Origin of the sequence: Neorhizobium tomejilense, from assembly GCF_964254135.1 — a bacterium.
GTDB classification, from domain to species: domain Bacteria; phylum Pseudomonadota; class Alphaproteobacteria; order Rhizobiales; family Rhizobiaceae; genus Neorhizobium; species Neorhizobium tomejilense.
The window spans coordinates 1501428-1515547 of record NZ_CAXUSO020000001.1; the positions used below are offsets into that span (position 1 = coordinate 1501428).

The following is a 14120-nucleotide window of genomic DNA, read 5'->3' on the forward strand; positions in this document are numbered from 1 at the left end:
GAAAGGGATGACACCCTAGAAGAGGAAATGTCCATGTCGAAAAAATTCAGACTGTTCGCCAGCGTCGCAGCACCTTTCGTGTCGCTGCCGCTGATGCTTCAGCCGGCCGGTGCTGTCCCCTTGAAACCCGCTATGGAGACGAGACCCGCCGTTGAGGCCGCCCAGATGCCGGGCATCGTCCAAGTCCAGCAGCAGATCATCGTCCCTCCGGAAGGGCAGGAAGGCGAGGGGCGTCCGCGCCGCAAGCCGCAGGAGGAGCAAAAGCAGGCTCCGCAGGCCGAACGGCCGCAGGCCCCGCCCCAGGCTCAGCAGCAGGAACAGCCGCAGCGCCAGCGCAAGGCCGAGCCGGAAGCCGCGCCGCGTGAGGCTGCTCCGCGCGAAGCAGCACCCCGTCAGGCTCCGCAGGCCGAGAGTCCGGCAGCCGAGGCGCCCGCGCAGGAACGCCCGCGCCGTCAGCAGCAGGAGACCGGCCAGGGTCAAGGCGGAAACGACGCCCAGCCGCGCCGCCAGCGCGAGCAGGCGACACCCCGCACCGAGCCGCCGGCCGCAAGGGAAGCCCAGCAGCCGAAGGCAGCTCCTGCAGAAAAGCAGGCCGAAACGCCGAAGCCGGAACGGCCCGCGACCAATCGCGCCGCAACCCCGGAAGCAGCACCTGAGGCACCCGTGCGCCGCGACGCCCAGCAGCCGAAGGCAGCCCCGACCGAGAAGCAGGCCGAAACACCCAAGCCGCAGCCGCCTGCCACCAATCGTGCCGCGACGCCGGAAGCGACACCTGAAAAGCCGGCCAGCGGCACTGCCCAGCAGCCCAAGGCAGCTCCCGCTGAAAAGCAGGCCGAAACACCAAAGCCGACACAGCCGCCGGCTACCGATCGCGCCACGGCTCCGGGAGCAGCGCCTGAAAAGCCGGCCAGCGGCACCGCCACCGGCCAGGCGCCGGCTCAGGTCCCTGGACAGGCTCCGGGCACCGGAACCGCGCAGGACAGGCGCAATCAGCAGCCGCCGGCAAATGGCCAGGCCGCGCCGGGTCAGCCGCCTGCCGGCGAAACGCCGCGCCGTCAGACGACGGAAGGACAGCCGCCAGCGGCTCCTTCGGGCCAGCCGGTGCCGGGTCAGCCGCAGGACCAGCAGGCGACTGGAGCACCGGCGGCCCAGCCGACCGCGCCCCAGACGGCGACCACGCCTCAGCAGGTCGAACGCGCCAAGGAGCTTGCGAAGGATCCGGCCGCGGCCAAGAGCGGCGAGCAGGTCGTACTGCCCGTTCAGAACGGGGCTGCCGTGCTCGACAGCGCCAAGGAGGCGCCCTCTGCACGTCCGCCGCGGGATGGAGAGCGTCCGCGCCGCCAAGCTCCACAGCAGGCCGACCAGCAGCAGCTTGCACCGCCGAAAACCGACGCAGAGGCTCAGGGCAGCACGCGTGCCACCCGCGAGCAGCTGCAGGAGTTTCGTCAGCTGTCGGAAGAGCGCGGCCAGCGCCTCGACCAGCGTCCGCAGTTCGAACGGCCCCGAGGCTGGGATTTCCGCGACGCAGCGGGCCTCGGCGGCAGCCGTGACCGTAACGGCGGTCGCGACCGCGATGGCGGCCGCGTGATCATCTCGATCGACAACCAGACCGTGGTTCGCCATGACGACAGCCGTCGTTTCTACAACGATCGCGATCGGGCGCCGCAATACGAGCAGCTCCGCGACGGCCGGGTGCGCGAAGTCATCGTGCGCGACGACGGTACGCGGATCGTCACCGTCCGTAACAGCTATGGCGAGATCGTCCAGCGCTCGCGTATCGTCAGGGGCGGCGAGGAATACGTCCTCTATTACTCACCGGAGCTGATGGATAACCGCCGTGGTCGCGACTACGTCTGGCGCGATCCGGGTGACGACCTGCCGCCGATGCGGCTGAGCGTGCCGCTCGACAACTACATCATCGACACCTCGACCGAGCCGGACCGGGATTATTACGAGTTCCTGGAACAGCCGCCGGTCGAGCGGGTCGAGCGGGTCTATTCGATGGACGAAGTGCGCTACTCCGCCCGCATCCGGGACAAGGTGCCGCGTATCGACCTGGATACGGTCACCTTTGCCACCGGCAGTGCCGAAATCCCGATGAACCAGGCGAGTTCGCTGCGCAAGGTCGCCGACGCGATCAGCAAGGTCCTGAAGCGGGATCCTTCCGAAACCTTCCTTATCGAAGGTCATACGGATGCAGTCGGTGCCGACGACAGCAACCTCGTCCTCTCCGACGAACGCGCTGAAAGCGTTGCCCGGGTGCTGACCGACGCATTCGGCATCCCGCCGGAAAACCTGGCGACGCAGGGCTACGGCGAACGTTACCTCAAGGTCCGCACCGACGGCCCCGAACAGGAAAACCGCCGCGTAACCGTGCGCCGCATCACGCCGCTGGTCAAACCGGTCGCTTCGAACCAGTAAGGTTCAGGGCACCTGAAACCAAAGCCGCCGGAGCGATCCGGCGGTTTTTTATTTGTGGGGAAGCCCCGTCACCTGTGCGATGAAATCGGCGATCGTGTTCGTATCGTCGAGGTCGAAGACCGGGATGGTGGCATCCGGGACCGGGTGGTCGGCGGCAATCGCGACGATGTGGGGATCGCTCGGCGCCAGCGGTTCGCGGTTGCTCGCCTCAAGGCGGCGGGCTTCGATCTTCGGGACGGGCTCGCGTTTGTAGCCCTCGATCAGCACCAGATCGCAGGGGGCGAGGCGGGAGAGGATTTCCTCGAAGCTCGGCTCCGGCGCGCCGCGCAACTCGTGCATGATCGCAAAGCGGGTGCCGGAAACGATCGCCACTTCGTGGGCACCGGCCTGCCGGTGGCGGAAGGAATCGGCCCCCACCTTGTCGATGTCGAAATCGTGGTGCGCGTGCTTGATCGTCGAGATCGCGTAGCCGCGGCGGGTGAATTCCGCCACCAGCCGCACTGCCAGGCCCGTCTTGCCGGAATTTTTCCAGCCGGAAATGCCGAAGACGCGGGGAGGGGTCATGACAGCTCCTCGGCGAAACGACGCGCCTCTTGAAGATCCTCGGGCGTGTTGATGTTGAAGAAGGGATCGAGCGCCCCCTGCGGCGTCTCGGTCACCGGGAATTCGACGGTCACCGTATGGTGACGGTCGAGGAACGCCTTGATCCGCCGGTTGCCCGGATCGGAAAGCCAGGTTTCCAGATCGTCGGCGATGGAAACCGGCCAGAGCCCGAAGACCGGATGATCGCGGCCGTCCGAGGCGGGGATGACGATCGCGTTCGGATCGTCCGCCTCAGCCTCGAGCCGGCGCGCGAGATCGGCGGGTACGAAGGGACTGTCGGAGGGGACGGTGAGGAGATGGGTTGCTTGAAGGCCGCGCGCCTGGATGTCGCGCAGGCCGGCGAGTACGCCGGCAAGCGGGCCGATCTGGCCGGGAACCAAGTCCGGCAGCAGGCGCAAGCCGAGCGGATTGGTGAAGCCCATCGGCGCGTTGAGGGTGATTTCCGAGATCTGGGGCAGGAGCCGCCGCACCACATGGCCGAGGATCGTGTCGCCGCCGATGGTGAGAAAAGCCTTGTCGGTGCCCATGCGGCTCGATTTGCCACCGGCAAGGACCAGGCCCGGAGGCCGGATGGGAGGAGCGGCGGGCGTGGTCATCAGTCCTCATCCTTTGTCGGGATGGCGCCTTCGCGGCGGTCGATCTGCCGGACATAGGCGGTTGCGACGAGCGCCAGGATGGTCGTGACGCCCATGACGACGAGAAGCGGCATGGCGCCACTCTCTTCCTTGAGTAACGCCGCGGCAAGGGTCGACAGCGCGGCGCCGCCGCCGACGGTGATCGCGCCGCCGAGGCCGGAAGCGGAGCCGGCGAGGTGCGGCCGCACGCTGACGATGCCGGCATTGGAGCTCGGCAGGGTGAGGCCATTGCCGACGCCGGTCAGCGCCAGGGGCGCGAAGAAGGCGAGCGGCCAGGGCGCTTCCGCGACGAGGAACCCGGCGGTGATGAGAACGCCGACAAGGCTGACCAGGCTGCCTGAGATCATCATGTTCATCGTGCCGAACTGGCGGGTATAGCGGCCCGAAATGAAGTTGCCGATCATGTAGCCGGCCGCGATCAGGAAGAACTGCACGCCGAGCATGGTCGGCGATAGATGATAGATTGCCGTGCCGACGAAGGGCGCTCCGCCGAGGAACGAGAAGAACACGCCCGACGAGAAAGTGGAAGTAAACGTATAACCCCAGAAGCGCCGCGAGCGGAAAAGGTCCGGCCAGCTGCGGAATTGGGCGGTGAAGCTGGCGGCCGGCGCGTGGTTCGTTTCGCCGAGATCTGTGAAGACGAGCGTCAGGGTCAACAGGCCGAGACCGAGTATCAAGGCGAAATTCGCCTCCCAGCCGAACATGTCGTTGAGCACGCCGCCGATCGTCGGGCTGATCATCGGCACCAGCGACATGCCCATGGTCACATAGGCGATCATCGAGGCGGCGCTCTCCATCGGCACCGTATCGCGGATGATCGCGCGCGGCAGCACGAAGCCCGCGACCACTGCGGTCTGCAGCAGCCTTCCGATCATGAAGACGGTGACGTTTGCGGCCATCAGGCAGATCACCGTGCCGACCAGCATGATCAGGATGCTGCCGATCATTACGCGGCGGCGTCCAAAAAGGTCGGAAAGCGGACCGAGTACCAGCTGCAGCAAGGCGGTGCCGGCGATATAACCGGAGACGGCGAGCTGCATGACGGCGTAGTCGGTGCCGAAATGGATTGCCATGGCGGAAAGCGACGGCAGGAAGACGTTGAGCGATAGGGCGCCAAGTCCGGCGCAGACGACGAGCGTCAGGATATGGGGCGGGGTTCGTCTATCCAGAAATCGGCTTTGCTGCACGTCGTCTCGTCCTTTCACGCCTGCCTTTCGGCCCTTTCAATCCGGCCCTTCCTCAGGCCGGCGGGGCGGCGGCTGCCTTGCCGGTGGCAATGCCCTGCCGCTTGCGCTCGCGATAGAAAGTATAAAGGCCGGAACCGATAACGACCGCCGCGCCCACGAGCATATAGGCGTCCGGACGTTCGCCGAAGGCGAAAATGCCGATGACCAGAGCCCAGAGCAGGCCGGTATAGCGGAAGGGCGCGATGAAGGAGATCTCGCCCGTCCGCATCGACTGGATGACCGCCTGGTAGCCTGCGAAGACCAGCACGGAAGCCATTGCCAGATGTCCCAGCGCAAAGGTGCTGACCGGCTGCCATCCGCCCATCGGCACGATCAGGATTGCTCCGAGAACCGTGTTGGCGAGGGAGGTGAAGAGCGTCACCGTCAACGAAGGGATGTCCGCCTGGATGCGCTTGGTGGTGAGGTCGCGGCATGCCGTAAAACAGCAGGCGACGACGGCGAGCAGGGCTGCCGGCGTGAAGCCTTCCGGGCCTGGACGAATGATGATGAGCACGCCGAGGAAGCCGATGCCGATCGCCGTCCAGCGCCGCCAGCCGACGGGCTCGCTCAGGAAAAGGGCCGCCCCCAGCGTCACCGCAAGCGGCAATGCCTGCATGATCGACGAAATGGCGGCAAATTCGATATGGGCAAGCGCGGAGAGGAAGGTCAGGGTGGCGCCGAGCTCGAAGAAAGTGCGCAGCAGCACCAGCGGATGCATGACCGCCTTGGCCGACAGGGTCACGCCCATGTAGCGGGCCACACAGTAGATCAGCAGTGTCGCCATGACGCCGCGTACTGCCATGATCTGGGGGATGCTGAGCTCCGGGGTGACCGACTTGACCAGCGCGTCGTTGCAGGTGAAAGCCGCCATGGCGAGCGACATGAACAGTGCGCCCCGCGAATTTTCAGACCATGCCATCTGCGAGATTCCTCCGGTACCGGGTCTCTTAAAGCAACGGCTTACGCGTCGCCAGCCCGATTGCCTCCCGGGCGGTACTCTTTTGGGTAGCGGCGGGAAATTCCGATATCCGATACAGTGTAATAAAACGAAATGTAAGGGTCCCGAATTAACCGTTGTTCAACCGAATTTGACCATTGTGAACCCATTCATTCCCGCATGAAGCTGGGATCGTGCCGTTGCCGTTTCGCGATGCCGCAGACGCGAAAGTCGCATCTGGTTTGCAGTTGGGGGAAAAATGTCTTTCATCGATCGTCTTCTTCAGAGCCGCAGGATCGTCACCAAGGTCCTTCTTTTCGTCATCCCGCTGGTGCTCTTGATCGCCGGCGTCGGTCTTGCCGGCTACTACACAGCCAGCATGCTGAACGGCCATATGACCGTGACGCGTGCGACGATCGAAAACATCGGCGACTTTGAAAATCTTCAGGCGGTCCTCCAGGAATTCAACAGCAAGCCCGACAATGCATCGCTTGCGGCCTTGAAGGCTGCGATCGACAAGCAGGAGAGCGGCGTCCGCGTGCTCGGCGGGCTGCTCGTGACGGCCGGGGACCGCGAGCGCATCGCCGTGGTGACCGGGCTTGCGCCCAAGATGCGCGCCGATACGGACGTGCTCTGGAAGATAAAGCAGAGGCGAGACGAAAACGCCGCTGCGCTCGACGACAGCATCGACAATGTTCGCACCGTCGCGACAGGAGTCTCGGATCAGGTCGCCAACGTCCGCAAGCAGTTCGAAGGCAAGGAAAAGTTCGCCAAGGGCATGGTTCTGGAAGCCTATGCCTACAAGGCGATCGCCGAACAGATCGGCGAGCTTCGCAATTCCGTCAAGGAGACAGGCACGGACGACGGTGCGATCAGCACCGCCGACATGTATCTCGGCATTCTGGACAAGACGTTCCAGGAAGTTCAGGCCTTCCTTACACCGAACGGCATCAAGCAGCTGAAGCCGATCAATGACGCGATCAGCGCACTTGCCGCCACCATCAAGGGCAATCAGGAGGTTCCGGAAAAGGCGAAGGCGGTGCGTGACACCGTCGCCGGCATGGAGAAATTGCAGGCGAAAATGGAGGCGGAAGTCACCAGCAAGGCCGGCAACGCGGCCAGCCGTTTCGCCAGCATCGAGGGCGAGGTCGCCAGCCTGCGCACGCTTCTGGACCGCAGCGCCGAATCGTTGCGCCTGATCGACGCCATGCAGCTCTACGTCGAGCGGCTGCGCGCCAACCAGACGGAGGACGCGCGCAAGGTCGTCCTCGACGTCATGGCAAAGCTGAGGGCCGCCAGCGGGGAAGTGTCCGAACTCGCCAGAAACCCCGCCATGCGCGAGTTCTCGACGACGCTTCAGCCCCGCCTGAAATCGATCGAGGAGGATACCGCCAAACTTCTGTCCATCGCCGCCGACTGGAAAAAGGCGCGCGCCGCCGCCGGCGAAACGCTGACGGGCGGCATGGCCGGCCTCAAGAATTTCGTAGCCCAGGCCCAGGAGGTCGGCAAGGAAGACAGCGAACGTTCCGCCCAGCTGTCGCTGATCGCCATGGTGGTCGGCACGCTGCTTGCCATTGCCGGTGGCCTGATGCTGGTGGAAACGCTGCGCGGCCCGCTGCGTCGCGTCACCGAAGTGATGAAGCGGCTCGCTGACGGCGATCTCGAGGTCAAGATCGAAGGCCGCGAACGTGGCGACGAAATCGGCGACATGGTTCGCTCTGTTACCGTCTTCCGCGATGCGGCGGTCGAAAATGTCCGTCTCGAGCAGGATGCCGCCGCAGCCCGCGAGCTCTCGACCGCCGAGTCCGAGCGCCGCGCCTCCGAGCGTGCCCGCATTGCCGGCGAACAACGCCAGGCGCTGACCGCGCTCAACGACATGCTCGGCAAGCTTGCCGAGGGCGACCTCGAGCGCAGCATGGACGAAAACCTGCCGGAAGACTTCATCGAGATGGCGCGCACCTACAACCAGGCTGTCGAGGCGCTCCGCGCCACGCTCGCCGACGTGCGCTCGACCGCGGAAGAGATCGACGGCGGCACCGGCAATCTCGCCGCTTCGGCGGACGATCTTGCCCGCCGCACGGAACAGCAGGCGGCAGCGCTCGAACAGAGCTCGCGCGCCCTGCGCCATCTGAGCGAAATCGTCCGCTCGACGGCCGAAAGCGCCAAGCAGACATCCGTCTCGGTCAACGAGACGGAAGACTTCGCGGTCCGCTCCGGCGAGGTCGTATCCCGCGCGGTCGATGCCATGGGCGAGATCAGCCGTTCTTCCGAAAAGATCGCGACGATCATCGGGGTCATCGACGAGATCGCCTTCCAGACCAACCTGCTGGCGCTGAATGCCGGCGTCGAGGCGGCCCGTGCCGGTGAGGCAGGCCGCGGCTTTGCGGTCGTCGCCCAGGAAGTCCGCGAACTGGCGCAGCGCTGCGCCGGTGCTGCCCGCGAGATCAAGGGCCTTATTTCGGCAAGCTCGACCCAGGTCAGCAACGGCGTGCATCTGGTCGAGGAGACGGGTACGGCACTCACCGAGATCATCACGCACATCACCGATGTCCGCAAACTGGTGTCCCAGATTTCGGCGGCCACCGGCGAGCAGTCGACCGGTATCAACGAAGTCACCAAGGCGGTGCAGGAGGTCGAGCTGATCACCCAGCGTAACGCGGCGATGGTTGAGGAAAACAACGCCGAGATTCACGGCCTGCGCCAACGTGTGGAGACGCTGTCCGAGAAGATCGAGCGCTTCAAGACGCGCGATCCCAACGTCAACTTCCATGCCGGCGCCAACGAACGGCGCTCAGGCTTCCGTCGCAGCGACGCTGCCTGAGGCCTGGACAGTCAGGCAAGCGCCGAGACCGTTTCGAGGAAGCGCTGCCCGATTGCGGAAAGCTGTGGTTTCAACCAGGACGCCGCCATCGGCAACGATGGCGGCGTCGGCGTGACCGGTCGGAAAACGACGCCGGGACGCGGCAGGCGTGACAGGCCGCCCGTGACGAACCCCATTCCGACCCCCGCCGCCACCAGGCCTGCAAGTGTGGTCATCGGCGTAACCTCCTGCACGATGCGCGGACTGATGCCCTGGTCCCGGAAGAGAGCGATGACCCTGTCGTAGATGCTCGGTCCGATGGAGCGGGGTGCGAGAAGAAAGGGTTGGTCGGCCAGGTCGGAGAGCCGAATCTCGCTTCGCACAGCAAGCGGGTGGCCTTCCGGCAATGCCAGGACCAGAGGCTCGGCCGGCAGTTCATGGATCGCGAGTTCCGGATTGGCGAGCGGCGGATGCAGGACCGCCAGATCGATCGTTCCCGTCATCAGTGCGGTTTCGAGTGACGGGGAATTGAGCTCGACAAGCTCTATCTCGACCTGCGGATAGCGCTTCCGAAATGCCTGCACTGCTTCCGGCAGGATGCCGTAGAAGGCGATGACCGTGAAACCCAGCCGCAGCCGGCCGACTTCGCCGCGAAACGCCCGTAGAGCCTGCTGCCGGGCAACGTCGGCATTTTCGATCGCCCGGCGGGCGGGTTCGAGGAACGCCTGGCCGGCCGGCGTCAGCGCGACGCTGCGGCGATCGCGCGCAAAGAGGTCCGTGCCGATCTCCAGCTCGAGGGCGCGGATGCGCTGGCTGAGCGAGGGCTGGGTGAGGTGCATCCTCTCGGCCGCCCGGCGGAAATGCAATTCTTCGGCGACCGCCACGAAGCAAGCCATGGAGCGAATATCCATCGACATTCCTGATGTATTTTGCCTATCACAGATAATGGAATTCCGATTGGAACTCTATCAGACTGGACCCTATCCTCCCTTCAGGCAATAGGCGGCAGGTGACGCCGCTTCTCGGAAGGAGAATGGATCATGAAGGCATTGGCTTTTCTCGCGGGCACGGCCCTTTCGTTGGTTACCGTCGCGTCTGGTACTGCTGCTGCACAATCGGCCGATATCCTCGGCGCGATATCGGCCGGTCGCGTCGCCGTCATCTCCGACGGCGACTATCTGGCGCGCACCTATGCCGATTCCGTACTGGCTCCGAAGGAGGCCGGGCACAGGGACGTGCTCACCATTCTTTCGATAGCCAATGGCCGCGTGACGAGAGGTTCACTCCCCGTCTCGAACTCGGTGACCGCGGCGCCCGAAATCCTGGAACTGACGCCGGATGGGCGCACGGCATTCGTGACCGAACGATTGGGCGAGCGGCCGGATGGCGGCGGAACGGTCAGGGATCTGCCGCCCGGCAGACGGCTGTTTGCCGTCGATCTCTCCGACCCATCCACGCCGAAGCTTGCCGATACGGTGGAGATCGGCATCAATCCGGAGGCATTGGCCGTCAGCCCGGACGGGCAGCGGGTGGCGGTCATCTCCAACACCGCCGATGCGGCCCTGCTTCAGATCGTCGAATTTGCCGATGGGCAATTCAGTGAGGTCGCCCGCTTCGATCTGGCCGAACTCGGCATAACCGGATCGCTGGACGCTCCGCGGGGTGGCGTGACGGCGACCAATGTTCAATGGCATCCTTCCGGGCGGTTTCTGGCGGCCAATATCAACACGCAGAACCGTGTCGCGTTCTTCGAATTTGCCGATAGCGATCAGAAGCCTGCCTTGCAGCCCTGGGGAAACACCGTGGAGGTGGGTAGGGATTCCTTTGTCGGCCGCTTCACGCCGGATGGCCGCCACTATCTGACATCGAACTGGGGGCGCGATTTCACCGCGACCAGCCTTGAAGGCCGCATCCCGAATGCGTCCTCCACCATGAGCGTGGTCCGGCTGGCAGATCCCGAGGCGTCCGAAGCCCGGCACGAGCGGTTGATGACGGTCGACACCGGCGTTTCGGCCGAAGGAATGGCGGTGAGCCCGGATGGCCGGCTTGTCGCGACGATCAATATGCGCGGCACGTCCTTTCCGCCCGGGTCGCCGCGTCATGGCCGCGAGGCGGCCGTATTGCTCCTGACGTTCGATCCGGCCGCGGGCAGGCTGCACAAGGTTGGCGACTATACGTTCGAGGGCGTTTTGCCCGAAGGCGGAACCTTCGACCTGACGGGTGATCACCTTCTCGCAACCGTTTTCGAGGGACATGAGGGTGCAGGCCCCGAGACCGGGGCGGGGCTTGAAGTCTTCAAGGTGATCAGGGGCGATACGCCGTCGCTGCGATGGATCGGGCGAGTGGCTTTGCCGCACGGAGTGCATCATGTCGATATTTCGCGATAATCCAGGCGGCAGCAGCGGTCGCCGGCGCGGATATCACCCGCCGGTGACGCTCATGTGGCGGGCGACGGCGGGGCGCTTGTGGGTGCGATCGATGATGAAATCGTGGCCCTTGGGCTTGCGGGTGATCGCTTCGTCGATCGCGGCCGACAGGTAGCCGTCGTTTTCGGAGGCGCGCAGCGCGGTGCGCAGGTCGGCCGCGTCGTTCTGGCCGAGGCACATGTAGAGCGTCCCGGTGCAGGTGAGACGCACGCGGTTGCAGCTCTCGCAGAAATTATGGGTCATCGGCGTGATGAAGCCCAGACGGCCGCCGGTTTCCTTCACTTCCACATAGCGGGCGGGGCCGCCGGTCTTGTAGGGGATTTCGTTCAGCGTGAACTGTTCTTCGAGATCGGCGCGCAGCTTGGAGAGCGGCAGATACTGGTCGGTGCGGTCCTCGTCGATCTCACCCATCGGCATGGTCTCGATGACCGTCATGTCCATGCCGCGGCCATGCGCGAAACGCAGCATGTCGGCGATCTCGAACTCGTTGAATTCCTTCAGCGCCACGGCATTCAGCTTGATCTTCAGCCCGGCCTTCTGGGCGGCGTCGATGCCTTCCATGACCTTGTGGTAATCGCCCCAGCGGGTGATTGCCTTGAATTTCTCGGGGTTCAGCGTGTCGAGCGAGACATTGATGCGGCGCACGCCGCTGTCATAAAGTTCGTCGGCATATTTTGCGAGCTGCGACCCGTTGGTTGTCAGCGTCAGCTCGTCGAGAGCGCCGGCCTTGACGTGCTGGCCGAGCTCGCGCACCAGGAACATGATGTTCTTGCGCACCAGCGGTTCGCCGCCCGTGAGGCGAATCTTGCGGACGCCCTTGGAAATGAAGGCGGAACAGAGCCGGTTCAGCTCCTCCAGCGTCAGCAGGTCCTTTTTCGGCAGGAAGGTCATGTTTTCCGCCATGCAATAGGTGCAGCGGAAATCGCAGCGGTCGGTGACCGAGACACGCAGATAGGTGACCGCACGGCCGAACGGATCGATCATCGGTGCCTGGTCGGCGATGATCGGCGCTGCTCCTCCGACCGGTCCTGCGAAACTGTTCACGTGATAATCTCCCTTACCCGGAAAGTGGGGGTTTCGAGCCGTCGCGTCAAGTGTATGACATCGATCCAGATAGTACAGCGACGGACGCAAAACCGCTTGCGGCGAAACGCCGTAGCTCATAATCCTCCGCCAGGCATATGACAATCGGGAGCCTGAAAAGCATGAGCGACATCTGGCCGACGGAACTTAGGGTCTCCAAGGACCGCCACACGCTGAACGTCACCTTCAGCGACGGCGCGGCTTTTCCATTGCCGGCCGAAACGATGCGCGTGCTGTCGCCTTCGGCGGAAGTGCAGGGGCATGGTCCCGGCCAGAAGGTCACCGTGCCCGGCAAGCGCAATGTCGGCATTGCGGCGATCACGCCGGCCGGCAACTACGCGGTGCGAATCCGCTTCGACGACGGCCATGACAGCGGCATCTTCACCTGGCCATATTTGCGCGAACTCGGCGAACGCGGAGCCGAGCTGTTTGCCGACTATGAGCGCGATCTCACTGAGAAGGGCCTCTCCCGCGATCCACCGCAGAGAACGCGGTAGGCGTCAAGCGGTGGTCAGGCCGGCTCGCGGCTGTCCTCCCGGATCTCCGACTGCAGGGTGACGATCAGCCGCTCCATGGACTCCGCCATCGCCATGCATTGATCCAGCGGCTCGGAGGAGAGCGTCCGCTCGATCAGCGCCGTCTGGATCGCCATCGCCTTTTCCGTCACCGAGCGGCCTTCCCGGGTCAGGTAGAGGCGCAGCACGCGCTTGTCCTTCGTATCGCCGCGCCGCTCGATCAGCCCGCGCTTTTCCATCTGCGGCAGCGCCATGCTCATGTTGGAACGCCCCACCAGCAGTTTGTGGGCGAGCTCCTGCTGGGAGATCCCCTCGAACCGGTAGAGATTGATCAGGATGTCGAGATGCGGCGGCTTGATATCGAGTTCGGTGAGCTCGCGGGTCAGCACGGTTTGCATCAACTGGCAGGCGCGGGCGACGGCAATCCAACTGCGAAAACGCGGATGATCCCAGGGGAGGGATTGATTTTTGTTCATCATTGTACTTTATTGTTCAGCATTGAACATTATTGGGTTTTCTCACTATGCCATCCTTTGCACTCAAGGTCATCCGTTTCGGATTTGCCGCCATGGGGCGGCCTTTCCCCAATGCCGCAGCCGGGCTCGCCTTTCGGCTCTTCTGCCTGACGCCCTCGCGACGTCCCAAGGGCGGCAAGGCGAGGGCGATGGAGAATGAGGGACGGGAGCGGCTCTCGGCCGCCCAGAAGATCCCGCTCACTGTCGGAAGCTCGACGGTGATGGCCTATCGCTTCAACGGCGACGGCAAGCCCGGCCGGCCCCGTTACCTGGTCGTGCACGGCTGGGGCTCCAATGCCGCCTATATCGCTGCGCTGCCGGCGGGCCTGGCCGAAACCGGCGCCGAGGTCGTGGTGCTCGATTTTCCCGGCCATGGGCTTTCCAGCGGCCGCAGCCTCAACATGCGCCAGGCCGTCGAGGCGATCGTTGCGGCGGAGAACCGGTTCGGTCATTTCGATGCGGCGGTCGGTCATTCGTTCGGCGGTGCGAGCATGATGCTCGCCGCCGGCGGGGTGATGAAGGAAGTCGGCGCGATCTCTCCCTCGAAACTGGTGGTTATCGGAGCGCCGAGCCATATCCATTGGCTGTTCGATGACTTTTCGCGGATGGTCGGCCTGCCGCCGCGCGTCAAGGCGCAGCTGATCCGGCAGGCGGAGAAGGTAGCTGGTGCCTCGCTCGACGACTTCGACACGGTGGCAAGCGCCGCGCGGCTGGGGACGCCCCTGCTGGTCGTACATGCCGAGGAGGACAAGGAGGTTGCCGCCGACCACGCCCGCCGTTTCGAGGGGCTTGCCACGGCACGGCTCGAATGGGCGAACGGGCTCGGGCATCGCCGCATCGTCAGCGACCGCGGCGTGATCGAGACCATTGCCGCCTTCCTGACGAACGACCGCGGGCCGCTGCGCGAAACCTCCATCGCCGCCAAGCCCGGCAACGACGCTGCTGCTTGATCCACAGGG

At 64.6% G+C, this 14120-nt stretch carries 12 protein-coding genes; 5 read left to right on the forward strand and 7 right to left on the reverse strand.

Annotation, left to right across the window (positions count from 1 at the left end):
* Positions 1-33 precede the first annotated feature (33 nt).
* Entirely contained in the window at positions 34-2421 is a 2388-nt protein-coding gene (locus ACSQ3G_RS07780; RefSeq protein ID WP_436109592.1) for an OmpA family protein, read from the forward strand.
* A gap of 48 nt (positions 2422-2469) precedes the next feature.
* On the opposite strand, the gene mobB is transcribed toward ACSQ3G_RS07780, so the two are convergent.
* Genes mobB through ACSQ3G_RS07800 form a run of 4 tightly spaced genes read right to left on the reverse strand, consistent with a single transcriptional unit; the run spans position 2470 to position 5804 of the window.
* Positions 2470-2985 carry a molybdopterin-guanine dinucleotide biosynthesis protein B gene (gene mobB, locus ACSQ3G_RS07785; protein WP_436109593.1) on the reverse strand — a complete coding sequence of 172 codons (516 nt, stop codon included), beginning with the start codon at positions 2983-2985 and terminating at the stop codon, positions 2470-2472.
* Positions 2982-3620 carry a molybdenum cofactor guanylyltransferase MobA gene (gene mobA, locus ACSQ3G_RS07790; RefSeq protein ID WP_105416234.1) on the reverse strand — a complete coding sequence of 213 codons (639 nt, stop codon included), beginning with the start codon at positions 3618-3620 and terminating at the stop codon, positions 2982-2984. Before mobA ends, mobB begins: the two co-directional genes overlap by 4 nt.
* Positions 3620-4846 carry a multidrug effflux MFS transporter gene (locus tag ACSQ3G_RS07795; RefSeq protein WP_105416232.1) on the reverse strand — a complete coding sequence of 409 codons (1227 nt, stop codon included), beginning with the start codon at positions 4844-4846 and terminating at the stop codon, positions 3620-3622. The genes mobA and ACSQ3G_RS07795 overlap by 1 nt, the downstream gene beginning before the upstream one ends.
* Before the next feature lie 52 nt (positions 4847-4898).
* Positions 4899-5804 carry a DMT family transporter gene (locus tag ACSQ3G_RS07800; protein WP_436109594.1) on the reverse strand — a complete coding sequence of 302 codons (906 nt, stop codon included), beginning with the start codon at positions 5802-5804 and terminating at the stop codon, positions 4899-4901.
* 277 nt (positions 5805-6081) lie between these two features.
* On the opposite strand from ACSQ3G_RS07800, the gene ACSQ3G_RS07805 reads away from it, so the two are divergent.
* Positions 6082-8643 (forward strand): methyl-accepting chemotaxis protein, encoded by a 2562-nt coding sequence (locus tag ACSQ3G_RS07805; RefSeq protein ID WP_436109595.1) that lies wholly within the window; start codon positions 6082-6084, stop codon positions 8641-8643.
* Positions 8644-8654: 11 nt separating this feature from the next.
* Here the strand turns inward: ACSQ3G_RS07805 and ACSQ3G_RS07810 are convergent, their stop codons facing one another.
* Positions 8655-9533 (reverse strand): LysR family transcriptional regulator, encoded by an 879-nt coding sequence (locus ACSQ3G_RS07810; protein ID WP_436109596.1) that lies wholly within the window; start codon positions 9531-9533, stop codon positions 8655-8657.
* Positions 9534-9662: 129 nt separating this feature from the next.
* On the opposite strand from ACSQ3G_RS07810, the gene ACSQ3G_RS07815 reads away from it, so the two are divergent.
* Positions 9663-11009, forward strand: coding sequence for a lactonase family protein (locus tag ACSQ3G_RS07815; protein ID WP_436109597.1), 1347 nt, complete (start codon positions 9663-9665; stop codon positions 11007-11009).
* 33 nt (positions 11010-11042) lie between these two features.
* On the opposite strand, the gene moaA is transcribed toward ACSQ3G_RS07815, so the two are convergent.
* Positions 11043-12032, reverse strand: coding sequence for a GTP 3',8-cyclase MoaA (gene moaA, locus ACSQ3G_RS07820; RefSeq protein ID WP_436111685.1), 990 nt, complete (start codon positions 12030-12032; stop codon positions 11043-11045).
* A gap of 221 nt (positions 12033-12253) precedes the next feature.
* Between moaA and ACSQ3G_RS07825 the strand changes: the two genes are divergently transcribed.
* Positions 12254-12628: a gamma-butyrobetaine hydroxylase family protein gene (locus ACSQ3G_RS07825; RefSeq protein WP_046637634.1), complete on the forward strand. Its 375-nt coding sequence runs from the start codon at positions 12254-12256 to the stop codon at positions 12626-12628.
* A 14-nt stretch (positions 12629-12642) separates the two neighbouring features.
* Here ACSQ3G_RS07825 and ACSQ3G_RS07830 read toward each other — a convergent pair whose 3' ends face one another.
* A complete protein-coding gene (locus ACSQ3G_RS07830) occupies positions 12643-13122 on the reverse strand; it encodes a MarR family winged helix-turn-helix transcriptional regulator (RefSeq protein WP_105401455.1) in 480 nt (159 codons plus the stop codon).
* 47 nt (positions 13123-13169) lie between these two features.
* Here ACSQ3G_RS07830 and ACSQ3G_RS07835 point away from each other — a divergent pair, with 47 nt between their 5' ends.
* On the forward strand, positions 13170-14111 hold the full coding sequence (locus ACSQ3G_RS07835) for an alpha/beta hydrolase (protein ID WP_436109598.1): 942 nt from the start codon (positions 13170-13172) through the stop codon (positions 14109-14111).
* Positions 14112-14120: the final 9 nt, after the last annotated feature.